General features: G+C 34.6%; 10 protein-coding genes. 7 read left to right on the top strand and 3 right to left on the bottom strand.

The genetic code is table 11. The features are described from left to right. Positions 1-113 precede the first annotated feature (113 nt). Positions 114-1148: a GDP-mannose 4,6-dehydratase gene (gmd, locus tag ABD745_RS00150; RefSeq protein WP_344823323.1), complete on the top strand. Its 1035-nt coding sequence runs from the start codon at positions 114-116 to the stop codon at positions 1146-1148. Next, positions 1132-2025, top strand: coding sequence for a GDP-mannose 4,6-dehydratase (locus ABD745_RS00145; RefSeq protein ID WP_344823318.1), 894 nt, complete (start codon positions 1132-1134; stop codon positions 2023-2025). The genes gmd and ABD745_RS00145 overlap by 17 nt, the downstream gene beginning before the upstream one ends. 4 nt (positions 2026-2029) lie before the next feature. Here ABD745_RS00145 and ABD745_RS00140 read toward each other — a convergent pair whose 3' ends face one another. Together ABD745_RS00140 and ABD745_RS00135 are read right to left on the bottom strand one after the other, a co-directional pair. Beyond that, on the bottom strand, positions 2030-2842 hold the full coding sequence (locus ABD745_RS00140; protein ID WP_344823315.1) for a class I SAM-dependent methyltransferase: 813 nt from the start codon (positions 2840-2842) through the stop codon (positions 2030-2032). A 128-nt stretch (positions 2843-2970) separates the two neighbouring features. Continuing rightward, complete coding sequence (locus ABD745_RS00135; protein WP_047399258.1) at positions 2971-3315, bottom strand: phosphomannose isomerase type II C-terminal cupin domain; 345 nt, start codon at positions 3313-3315, stop codon at positions 2971-2973. A gap of 123 nt (positions 3316-3438) precedes the next feature. Between ABD745_RS00135 and gltX the strand changes: the two genes are divergently transcribed. After that, the gene (gltX, locus tag ABD745_RS00130) at positions 3439-5163 is read left to right on the top strand and encodes a glutamate--tRNA ligase (RefSeq protein ID WP_344823310.1); all 1725 of its coding nucleotides are present in this window, start codon (positions 3439-3441) and stop codon (positions 5161-5163) included. A 48-nt stretch (positions 5164-5211) separates the two neighbouring features. After that, the gene (locus ABD745_RS00125) at positions 5212-6168 is read left to right on the top strand and encodes an acetyl-CoA carboxylase carboxyltransferase subunit alpha (RefSeq protein ID WP_344823307.1); all 957 of its coding nucleotides are present in this window, start codon (positions 5212-5214) and stop codon (positions 6166-6168) included. A gap of 63 nt (positions 6169-6231) precedes the next feature. Here the strand turns inward: ABD745_RS00125 and ABD745_RS00120 are convergent, their stop codons facing one another. Then, positions 6232-6939: a DUF6759 domain-containing protein gene (locus ABD745_RS00120; RefSeq protein ID WP_344823304.1), complete on the bottom strand. Its 708-nt coding sequence runs from the start codon at positions 6937-6939 to the stop codon at positions 6232-6234. 145 nt (positions 6940-7084) lie between these two features. Between ABD745_RS00120 and tsf the strand changes: the two genes are divergently transcribed. The 3 genes from tsf to ABD745_RS00105 form a co-directional block, all read left to right on the top strand. After that, on the top strand, positions 7085-7912 hold the full coding sequence (gene tsf / locus ABD745_RS00115) for a translation elongation factor Ts (protein WP_047399252.1): 828 nt from the start codon (positions 7085-7087) through the stop codon (positions 7910-7912). A gap of 195 nt (positions 7913-8107) precedes the next feature. Beyond that, positions 8108-11452, top strand: a complete 3345-nt coding sequence (locus tag ABD745_RS00110) for a T9SS type B sorting domain-containing protein (protein ID WP_344823296.1) — start codon at positions 8108-8110, stop codon at positions 11450-11452. Positions 11453-11532: 80 nt separating this feature from the next. Beyond that, the coding region (locus tag ABD745_RS00105; protein ID WP_344823293.1) for an IgGFc-binding protein at positions 11533-13090 on the top strand (1558 nt) is incomplete at its 3' end.

Genomic DNA, 13090 nt, shown 5'->3' with positions numbered 1-13090 from the left:
TATGTTTTCCGTCTTCTAAATAAGTATTTAACTGCAAAGATAATCGTTTTTGTATATTTTGGTTCTGTGTTTATCGAAAAAACGTAAATTTGCAAAATCGTTAATTAGTTTATATGAAAAAAGCAATTATAACAGGGATTACAGGTCAGGATGGAGCTTATCTGTCGCAATTATTACTAGAAAAAGGGTATGAAGTATTCGGAACTTACAGAAGATCAAGCTCTATGAACTTTTGGAGAATCGAAGAACTTGGTATTCAGGATAATCCCAATTTGCATTTATTAGAATATGATCTGAATGATCAGACAAGTAACATAAGACTAATTGACAAAGTACAACCAGATGAGATTTACAATTTAGCAGCCCAGAGTTTTGTTGGTGTCTCTTTTGATCAACCCTTATCAACTGCACAAACTACAGGGATCGGAGCTTTACATCTGTTGGAAGCGATAAGAATTATCAATCCTAAAATAAAATTCTATCAGGCAAGTACGTCGGAGATGTTCGGAAAAGTTCAGCAGGTTCCTCAAACAGAAGACACTCCGTTTTATCCAAGAAGCCCATACGGTTTTTCTAAATTATTTGCACATTGGGCAACCATCAATTACAGAGAAAGTTATGATATATTCGGCGTAAGTGGTATTTTATTTAATCATGAGTCTCCGTTACGAGGTAGAGAATTTGTGACAAGAAAAATTACAGATACCGTTGCTAAAATAGCCTTAAAAAAACAAAATATTTTAGAGTTGGGTAACTTAGATGCTCAAAGAGATTGGGGATATGCTAAAGAATATGTGGAAGGAATGTACAAGATGCTTCAGTATGAACATCCTGAAACATTCGTTTTGGCAACAAATAAAACCTTTACCGTAAGAGCTTTTGTGGAGCTTTCATTTAAACAAATCAATATCGACATTGTTTGGAAAGGCACAGGTGTTGATGAAAAAGGTTACAACAAGGATACTAATGAGTTGCTAGTTGCAATTAATCCAAATTATTTCAGACCTGCAGAAGTAGAGTTATTGATTGGAGATGCAAAAAAAGCCAATGAACTATTAAACTGGGTTCCTCAAACCACTTTGGATGAATTATGCTCTATCATGGTAAATGCTGATTTGAAAAGAAATGAAAATGGATTCTCTTTCTAATAAAGTTCTTATCACAGGCATCAATGGTTTTACCGGTAGATATCTTTCAAACCATTTTGCATCTCAAGGATATGAAGTCTTCGGAATTGTTAATAATAAAACTTCTGAAAAGAATATTTTTTCGTGTAATCTATTAGAAAAGGAAAAACTATCACAAATTATCACCGAATTACAGCCAAATATTGTTATCCATTTGGCTGCAATATCATTCGTAGGGCATCCTAATATTGAAGATTTTTATAGTGTAAATATTATAGGAACACAAAATCTGCTAGAAGCCCTTAAAAATCATGGTAAAGAAAGCATTAAAAAAATAATTTTAGCAAGTAGTGCTACTGTTTACGGGAATCAGGAAAATTATGAACTCTCTGAAACAATGTGTCCTAATCCAAATAATCATTATGGAATAAGCAAATTCGGAATGGAACAGGTTGCAAAAAATTATTTTGATTTTTTACCTATTATTATAACAAGACCTTTTAATTATACAGCTCCAGGGCAAGACATTAATTTTGTGATTCCTAAAATAACAAACGCGTTTAAGGAAAGAAGTAAAACAATAGAACTGGGAAACATCAATGTTTTCAGAGAATACAACTCTATTGATTTTGTGACTGAATGCTACTATAAATTGGCAGTAAGTGAATACAAATCGGAAATCGTTAATTTATGTTCCGGAAAAACATATTCATTGGAAGAAGTTATTAATTTATCCTCAAAGATTACAAATCATAAAGTGGAAGTCCTGATAAACCCAAATTTTGTAAGAAAAAATGAGATCTTTAAATTATCAGGAGATCCTGCTAAATTGTACAAAATGATTGATCTCGGAACGAAAAATTTCGAATTACAGGATACACTCAATCTATTTTTATAAAATTTTATGAATTAAGAATTTTCTTGATTTGGAGATAATCTCTCATTTGATATGATTCTCTCCAAATCTTAAACATTTTCTTATATTTTTTCTTTTTCAGACCAAAAAAGGATTTTTTAACGTCCACATCATTCAAAGCATACTCTATTTGATCTTCAGTAAAAGTCTTGGTTGTATAAATATGCAGATTGCCTTTTCTGTAATAATTTTTATTAAATTTTTTCGCAATGATTTCTAAAGATTTTTCAGAGTAAAAGGCAATATGCTGACCTGTTTCCTGAGAGATATATACCCAGTTTTCTATATCTTCTGTTCTGTCCGGAACTACTTCGGTAGAAAAAATTAGGTGATCAGAGTACTTTAAAATTCCTTCAATCTCTTCAAGAGGTTTAGGCAAATGTTCAAATACTTCGAAAGCTGTTACAATATCGAATTTACTAATATCTGTATCTTCTATATCGAAATAATTTGCAAAAAGATTTTCGCAATAAACATCCTGTCTGTAGAAATCATACCCTATATCCCTCATAGATCTTGTAAAAAGACCATATCCTCCTGCATAATCAAGAAAAACCTTACCTTCACTATAACAAGAATCAATTATTCTTGAAATATTCTTTATTAAAAAAGAATTTCTGATTAAAATTCCAATATCCAGCGAAGTGATAGCATTATTGTACGCTTCCTCAAGCCAAAAAGGCTCATCGGTCTGTACAAAACCACAATTCGAACATTGATGATAATTTACAGGGTATTTGCACAGAACCGTTTTCTCAAAAATTTTACGAGAATCATGGTTACAGATTTTACATTCCATTTAGAATTAAATTTAGCCAAATTTATACATTTTTTTAGAACTAATATAAATGAACTATATCCAATATATTAAAATTCCGAAGTAAAATGTACCTCGGAATTTTATATTAATTGGTAGAAAAGAAGTATTTAACTCCTATCATATTCATCCTCAATTCTCACAATATCATCTTCACCAAAATAAGTTCCTGTCTGAACTTCGATGAAAACAACAGGCTTTTCAGAAAGATTCATCATTCTATGTCTTGCACCAAGCGGGATGAAAATACTTTCACCATATTTCAGGTTAATTTCTTTATCATCCAAAACAACAGTTGCGTCACCTTCAATGATTGTCCATTGCTCTTGTCTTTTATGGTGGTATTGATAAGATAATTTCTGTCCCGGATTTACTTCAATCCTTTTTAATTTATAATTTGGTTCATCCGCCAATACAAAATATTTTCCCCACGGTCTTTCGCCTATTTCTAACATATTATATTTCTTTTTAATTTATACAAAAGTAAATATTCAAATCAAGAAACCCAACAACCTGGATATTAATCATTCTTAAAAACACATAATTTTAAGTAAATTTGCATCAAAATTTTAATTGATATGGAGAAAGTAAGAGTTCGTTTTGCTCCAAGTCCTACCGGACCTTTGCATTTGGGAGGCGTAAGAACCGCATTATATGATTATCTTTTTGCTAAAAATCAGGGTGGAGAGTTTGTATTGAGAATTGAAGATACAGACACTGCAAGATATGTAGAAGGAGCAGAAGATTACATCGAAGAAGCATTAGAATGGTGCGGAATCATTGCGGATGAAAGCCCTAAAAAAGGAGGGAAATTTGCTCCATACAGACAATCTGAAAGAAGAGATATTTACGACAGATATACGGAAGAGATATTAAAAACAGATTATGCTTATATTGCTTTTGATACAGCAGAAGAATTGGATGCAATCCGCGCCGAATTTGAAGCAAAAGGAGATGTTTTTTCTTATGATAACAAAACGAGAAACCTTTTAAGAAATAGTATTGCCCTTTCTGAAGAAGAAGTTCAAAAATTATTGGATGAAAAAACGCCGTATGTTGTAAGATTTAAAATGCCGATTGACAGAACTTTAAATCTTGAAGATATCATTCGCGGACATTCTTCTGTAAATACAAATACTTTAGACGATAAAGTTTTAGTTAAAAACGACGGAATGCCGACTTACCACTTTGCCAATATCATCGATGATCACGAAATGGAAATTTCTCACGTTATCCGTGGTGAAGAATGGTTGCCATCTTTAGGTTTACACACTTTATTATATGAAGCAATGGGTTGGGAAGCCCCACAGTTTGCTCACCTTTCATTGATTTTAAAGCCAGATGTTTCAACATTAATTAATAAAGATAATATTGACAGTATTACAAAATCTTTCACCGAAGAATTTGTGATGAAAAACAGTCAATTTTCTTTTGATGAATCTGCCGCAATTATTAAGTCATTCTTTTCAGAAGTGAAAAGTCCGAGATTTAAATCTATGCTGAATGAAAACGAAAAGGACAACGAAATCACTGCTTCTGTAAAACAATTTTTAAAGAAAGGACTTTCAGGAAAATTAAGCAAAAGAGACGGTGATAAATTCGGATTCCCTGTGTTTCCTTTAGATTTTAAAGATCCCGCAACAGGAAATATCTCTAAAGGTTACAGAGAAAACGGCTATCTTCCTGAAGCCTTCATCAATATGGTTGCTTTATTGGGTTGGTCTCCTGCAGATGATAAAGAAATTTTGTCTTTGGATGAAATGGCAAAAGAATTTGATCTGAATAAAGTTCATAAAGCCGGGGCAAGATTCAGTAAAGAAAAATCTGAATGGTTTAATCACCAATATATCCAATTAAAATTGGACGAAGAATTGCTTCAAATTTTAAAAAATTCAGATTTAAATTTAAATATCGAAGATGGAAAATTACTAAAGATTATTCATCTGATGAAAGAAAGAGCAACGTTCCCGAAAGATATTTACGAAAACGGAAAATTTTTCTTCGAAGCACCGATTTCTTATGATGAAAAAGCTTCCAAAAAAGCCTGGAATGAAGAAACTTCTGCTATTTTAGGGGAATTGGCTTCAAATCTTGAAGGTACTGAATTCAATGCTGAAAATTTAAAGCAAATCGTACATGATTTCGCGGAGAACAAAGGCTTAGGAATGGGTAAAGTGATGATGCCTTTACGTTTAGCTTTAGTTGGAGAACTGAAAGGTCCTGACGTTCCAGACATTATGGAACTTATTGGTAAAGAGGAAAGTATCTCCAGAATAAACAATGCAATCAATAATTTTAAATAGATTCTCATAATTTTTCATAAATTTGAAAGATTTAATTTACTTCAAGAAATGGAATATTTAAGTTTCGAACTCCCTATTAAAGAACTCATGGATCAACTTCAGACTTGTTCTTTAGTAGGAGAAGAAAGTGGTGTTGATGTAAAATTAGCATGCAGCCAGATTGAGGACAAGATCATAGAAAAGAAAAAAGAAATCTATTCTAATCTTACGCCTTGGCAGAGAGTACAACTGTCTCGTCACCCGGATCGCCCATATACATTAGACTACATCAACGGAATGGTAGATAAGGGAAGTTTCTTGGAACTTCACGGAGACAGGAATTTCGCAGACGATCCTGCCATGATTGGCGGTTTAGCTACGTTGGATGGTCAGAAAGTGATGATCATCGGAACCCAAAAAGGGAGAACAACCAAAGAAAGACAGCACAGAAGATTCGGAATGCCGAATCCTGAAGGGTACAGAAAAGCTTTACGACTGATGAAACTTGCTGAAAAATTCAAAATCCCTGTGGTAACTTTGGTAGATACACCGGGAGCATATCCAGGGTTGGAAGCTGAAGAAAGAGGGCAAGGTGAGGCAATTGCGAGAAATATTTTCGAAATGACGATGCTTAAAACTCCTATTTTCACTTATATTATTGGTGAAGGAGCAAGTGGCGGTGCATTAGGAATTGGCGTCGGTAACAAAGTATACATGTTGGAAAACACTTGGTACACTGTAATCGCACCGGAAAGCTGCTCATCAATTCTTTGGAGAAACTGGGATCACAAAGAAGATGCTGCCAACGCATTGAATCTTACTCCAAAAGATGCTTTAAGAGAAAAATTCATCGACGGAATTGTGGAAGAACCTCTTGGGGGAGCTCATTACGACACTGAGACAACTTTTTTAAATTTGAAAAATTCAATTTTACAAAATATTAAAGCTTTCTCAAAATTTACAGGACAAGAACTTGAAACCCAAAGACAAGATAAATTCATTGCGATGGGGCAGTTTAAAGGATAAAAATAAAAACCGGTTAAGAAAATTTCTTAACCGGTTTTTTTATGTCTGATTTTCTGTAATATTTTAATCGTCACTCAGGTTTAATTCAATCTCAATATCCTTATTAATTTTCTTTAAAGAAGAGTATTTTGCATCACAAACCATTGTTGTTAAAATATATTCTCCTTTTTCTACCAGTAAAAAATTTTGTCCGTTGGCAGGAACATCAAGGTTGTAATATTTTTTCCCGTTAATTTTTACAATCAGATTACATTTTGATCTGTTTTTAATATTAATGTAAGCTTCCCTATCCATCGGATCATTATTGAAAAGATGGGTCAACATTGCTGCTGTTTTTTTATTTTGCTCGCTTGATCCCGATTTTTTACTCGACGCCCCTCCTACACTTGCATAATTAACCGTTCTTTCAGGAACTGCTGCCCCCGCATTTGCTGCAATTGTTTTAGAATTATTAAGACTATTGTTGTCTAAAACCATTTGTTTGATCTTATCTTCACTTAATGTCTTGATCGTAGGTTTTGCTTCCGGAGAATTACCTGCCATAATAATATCGATCAATCTTCTTTTAAAAAATTCTGTTCTTGCGTGTCCTGGATTTTGTTTTAAGAAACCTGCAATTACTCTTGTTTCTTTCGAAGTTTCAGCATCACTTTCTGTATAAATGATTGTAGTTTCTTTTTCTACAATGGCTTTGGTTTTGGCTTTTTTCTTTTTTTGCGAAAAACCAAGAGTGAAAATACATAAAAATATAAGAAGAAATATTTTTTTCATTAACTAAGCATTTAAATTTTATTAAATATAACAAATAACGCAAAAACTCATTTTTTAGTTTATCATTAAAATCATTATCTTTGCACTGCTTTAAAATTAAGCTAAAAATTAATACTAATCTTAAATAAAAAAAATAATAGATATTATGTCTTATACACCAGCTGCTGCAGACGTAGCAAAATTGAGAAACCAAACAGGTGCAGGTATGATGGACTGCAAAAAAGCTTTAGTTGAAGCTGAAGGAGATTTCGAAAAAGCAGTAGATATCCTTAGAAAAAAAGGACAAAAAGTTGCTGCTAACAGAGCTGACAGAGAGTCTACAGAAGGTGCAGTAATCGCAAGAGTAAACGAAGACAACACTTTAGGTGCTGTTATTTCTCTTAACTGCGAAACTGACTTCGTTGCTAAAAACGAAGCTTTCATCGAACTTGCTTATGAATTAGCTGAAATGGCTATCACTGCTGCTACTAAAGAAGAACTTTTAGCTACAGATTTCCACGGACTTACTGTTGCTGATAAATTAATCGAGCAGACAGGAGTTATCGGTGAAAAAATCGAGATCGGTGCATTCGAAAGAATCGAAGGTCCTTACTTAGGAGCTTACATCCATGCTGGAAACAAAATCGCTGCCATCACAGCTCTTTCTGCTAAAGTAGACGGAGGTGACGAAGCTGCGAAAGCTGTTTCTATGCAGGTTGCTGCAATGAACCCAATCGCTCTTGACGAAACCAGAGTTTCTCAGGAAACTATCGATAAAGAATTAGAGATCGAAAGACATAAACTTACTGAAGAAGGTAAGCCTGCAAACATTATCGATAATATCTTGAAAGGTAAAATGCAGAGATTCTACAAAGACAACACTTTGGTACACCAAGATTTCATTAAAGATGGAAGCGTATCAGTTGCTGATTATGTAAAGTCTGTAAACGGAGACCTAAAAGTAACAGGATTTGTAAGAGTAAGCTTAGCTTAATCCTCTATCAAAACAAAAATATTGATCTCGGTGAAAAATTTCACCGAGATTTTTTTATTCACAATTACGAGATCTTTGCAAATATTAAAAAAATATTAAATATTCAGCAATACTGAACATTATAGAAATTCCTTATCAAAATTTATGTAAAAAATTGATTTTTAATACTTACATTTGCATCCCTTATTGAGAAAAATGAAAAAACTACTACTAACCATTTGCACTTTTCTTTGTTTATTATTCAATGCACAGCTTGATACAGATCATTGGTTTGCTCCAATGGCGGCAAAAGCGGGAAATGTTGGGCTTCAGGGATATTTATATCTGTCTACAAATGAAACCACACCATTTGATGTACAGATTTTTAATAATAATACACTATATACAACCGTACAGGTTAGTAAAGGAAGTCCTGCAGAAGTAATTATTCCCAATTATTTTTTGATTACTGTCGATCAATCTGATCTTTTTACACCAAATTCGATGGGAATGTATGTAAAAGGTTCAAAAAAATTCTTTGCTAATTATCGTTTTTCACTCCAAAATCACGCGGAAATCATCACATCTAAGGGTTTAGCAGGTCTTGGAAAAACATTTTATGCAGGAATGGCACCTTTAACCGGTGTAGCTTATTATGTAAACTCAACTATAGGAATTACGGCTACAGAAGACAATACATCAGTAGTAGTTTCCGGATATAATCCGAATGTAGTTTTCTCGGATGGAAGTTCTTCACCCACAAAAACTTTTACATTAAATAAAGGACAATCTTACGTCATGGATGCGGCAAGCACCGATTCAGGTTATAATCTTGATGGATTAATCGGAGCAAAAATCGAAGCCACAAAACCAATTTCTGTTACAAATGGAAACTTTAATGGTATTTATACCAGTTTAAATTTTACCAATAATGATGTATTGATGGATCAGGCTGTTCCTGTCGACAGATTAGGAAAAGACTTTGTTGTTGTAAAAGGTAACGGCTCTGTCTCTTCCGGAATGGAAACAGCTTTAGTGATTGCAACTGAAAACAATACACAATTAACCATTAACGGGGTAACTTCAGGAATTACACTGAATGCGGGACAATATTACATGGTTCCAAGCAGTAATTATATAAATCAGGGAAGTGGAAATTACAACATGGGAATTTCTTCAAATAAAAACATTTATGTTTATCAGTTTTTGGCAGGAGTGTCCAGCGGTAATGAATATCCAACCGGCGGTATGAATTTCATTCCTCCCTTAAGTTGTTTTATGCCAAATAAAATTGACGAAATAGGGTTCATTAACAGAATCGGAAGCCAGACTTACAGCACAAGATTAAATATCATCACTCAAACAGGAGCAACTGTTACATTAAACGGAAATCCCATTGCAACAGCAAACGGACCTTATCCGGTAAATGGAAACTCAAACTGGGTAACTTATTCTGTACCAAGTGTTACAGGAACAATTACAGTAAATTCCACAAAATCTGTAACCGCAGGAATTGCTGCAGGAAGCGGCGCTGTTGGATATGGAGGATATTTTGCTGGGTTTTCTTCAATTCCTGTGATCTCAAAAACAGGAGACTGTTATTTAGGAATCTTATTACAGGTAGATAACACTTATGACGCTTATCAATGGTATCTCAACGGAACTCTTATTTCGGGTGCCACTTCATATTCCATTAATCCTGAATTGTATGGAGCAGGAACTTACACTTGCCTAGTTACAAAAAACAATTGCGAATCCAAGCTTACAACAGGTTATAACTATACAATGTGTCCGCCGATTACAACAACAACTTATAATATCGGATCTTGTAACACAAAAGTAATTTCACCAGCTTTTACAACTGCTACACAGACAATTGTACCTTCTAATACCAATATTATTCTGGCGCCAACTTCGGGAACAGCAACAGTAAATTCTACAACGGGGCAAATCACTTACACTCCGAATCCCGGACTTACAGCCGACGCAACAGATTCATTCATCTACTATGTAGAAGGCAACGGAAGCCCTGCTGATTTTGAATATTTTAAAATCATTGTTAATATTGATGTATTACAAACTACAAACGGATCTTTAGCCGCTTGTGCCGATACAAATGGAAACGGAACTTATAATCTTACTTCGGTGAATGTTACTCCAGATTCCGGAACTACGGTTCAATATTTTACAAATTCTACATTGACAGGAACTCCAATTGCAGCTCCTGCCACTTATAATGGACCAGCCGGAACAATTTATGCTAATGTTACCTCTCAATATGGATGTACAAAAGCGGCTCAGATTATTTTAACGACTACTCCACTTCCAAATATCAATACAAGTAATTTTAACGCAACACTTTGTGATGATAATTTTGATGGAATTGTAAATGTTAATTTTTCAAATATAACACCTGTCATTGTAACAAACTCTGCCAGTTTTAATGTAAGATACTATCTACTTCAAGCTGATGCTAATGCAGGAAATGCAAATAATTTACCCGTAAACTGGACTTATACAACCAATACAACAGTTTATGTGAGAGTAGATGCCCTTGCCGGAAACTGTCCTGCTGCTTTTGGCCAGATTAATTTCAAGATCGGAAATAAAATTACACTACTTACCGGAACAGCAACAACGGATGTCTGCGATAATGACATTAACAGCTCTGAAAGTGTGAATCTTAACGATTATAAAAACTTATTTACAACAAATCCGGGAGTTTCCTTAACCTTCCACTCTACTTTGGCAAATGCTCAGGCAGGAACTAATGCAATTTCTTCAATTCAGACAATCACTTCTATAAGTACGTTTTATATTAGGTTTACAAGTGCAACAGAATGTCCGAATACCGGAGTTTTAACAATAACTTTAAAAACACCAAAAAAATCTGACAGACTAAAAGATATGGTTGTCTGCGCAAATGAAAAAGCAACTTTAGACGCAGGAGCCGGTTTCACTTCATATGCATGGAGCACAGGTGCAACAACTCAATCGATAAATGTAGGGGTGGGAAGTTATTACGTTGATTTAGGTTTCAATGGTTGTATCTATCGCCAAACTGTGAATGTTACAACAGCTCAATCTCCAACGATTACAAAAATTGAAGTTTCAGGATACAACGCAACTGTTTCCGTTTCAGGAGGAACGCCTCCTTATCAATATTCATTAAATGGAATTGATTATCAATCTTCTAACATTTTCACAGGATTATCGAGAGGAATGCATACAGCATATGTTTTAGGAGCTGATGGCTGTTCTCCCGTAATTAAAGAATTTTTAGTACTAAATCTTATTAACGCTATCACTCCCAATGGAGACGGCCTTAATGATGTATTAAATTATTCTGATTTAAGAATTAAACAGGATGTTACGATAGAAGTTGTAGACCGTTATGGAGCTCCGGTTTATAAATCTACTAATAAAGACTATATCTGGGATGGTAAGGTAAACGGAAGACCGTTATCTACGGGGACTTATTGGTATCTATTAAGATGGATCGAGCCAGATACCAAATTACCAGTTTCGTACTCAGGATGGCTATTAATTAAAAATCGTTAACGAAATCCAAAAATTCTTTACATTTAATTAACAATATACCAGATATTATTTTAAATTTGTAGAAATCCTAAACCATGTATATGAAAAGATTTCTACTATCTTTTGTATTAATGTTCTTTACCATTAATACTCTTTTCGCACAAAGGGATACGGACCATTGGATAGCTCCTTTTTATGCATCCTTATCGGGATACACAAATGCAGTATATCTTTCAACGGACTCTACGACTCCTTTTGATGTAAAGATTTATAACAACAATAACTTAATTCAAACAGTATCAGTTGTTAAGGGAACACCTGTAGCCTACACTGTCCCTGTTAATCTTATTAATGGAACAACAACGGCAGATGCATTCACTGTAGGCACAAAAGGTCTATATTTAAAAGGTGATAAGCCATTTTACTGCACTTTAAGATCCGCTCAGGGATCTCATGGTGAAATCATCACCTCAAAAGGAAAAGCAGGAATCGGTAAAAAGTTTTACGTTGCTGCAGCTCCTAACTCAACGAACAGCGCAAGTAATAATTTTACGTCCGGAATTTTAGCCACAGAAGATAATACTCTTGTTACTGTATCCTGGAATACTTCAGGATTGGTTTTCATTGGAGGAACTCCTGGAGGAAACTCTCAGTCTTTTACTTTAAATAAAGGACAATCGTATATTTTAGCAGGTAATCATTCTACGACCGCAAACCAAAACGGATTTATCGGAGCTAAAGTAGTCGCTGACAAGCCCGTGACACTTACAAACGGGAACGCAAATGGAAACTTTGGAACAAGTACTATAGATGGCTCAGATTTAATTATGGACCAGTCGGTTCCTGTAGAGAGACTGGGAAATACCTTTGCTATGGTAAAAACCAAAGCTACCAATCCTGCTTTAAATATGGAAGGCGGAATTGTTATTGCAACAGAAGATAACACGGAGATCTATATTAACGGTGCAACTACACCTATTGCAACTATTAATGAAGGGCAATGGTACAGAATTAATGAAACCAGCTATGTAGAACAGACTGTGGGAAGTGGTCACTATAATATGTTTGTGACTACCTCTAAAAATGTTTATTTATATCAATTCATTGGAATACAAGGGTTTTCATATAATGGAGGATACAATTACATCCCGCCGTTAAACTGTTTCTTACCTAGAAAAATTGATGAGGTGGGTAAAATTAATGAAATGCCTGGTATCGCAACTTCTACTATCACTTTCTTAAAATTGAATATCTTAACAGAAGCCGGAGCTGCTGTTACTTATAGCATTAATGGCGGAGCACCTACAACTCCAACTGCTGCACAAGGTCCTTACCCGTTAACAGGAAATACAAACTGGGTAACTTATGCCATCGAAAACCCTTCCGGGAATGTAACTATCACCTCAACGAAAGCGGTAACTGCCGGAGTAAACGGTGGATATGGTACAGCAGGATACGGTGGATACTTTGCAGGATTCTCTTCAATCCCTGTGATCGCAAAAAAAACCGGAGAATGCGTTCCCGGAATTATCCTGGAGGTAGACGACAGCTATGAAACATATCAGTGGTATTTAAATGGGGTTGCCATTACGGGAGCTACACAAAATACCTTCACTCCTGTAAATGCAGGAAACTATACGGTAAAAGTAACTATGGGAA

Source organism: Chryseobacterium ginsenosidimutans (assembly GCF_039536845.1).
GTDB classification, from domain to species: Bacteria; Bacteroidota; Bacteroidia; order Flavobacteriales; family Weeksellaceae; genus Chryseobacterium; species Chryseobacterium ginsenosidimutans_B.
The sequence above is the reverse complement of the archived record's forward strand: the minus strand, read 5'-3'. Positions and strand labels throughout refer to the sequence as shown.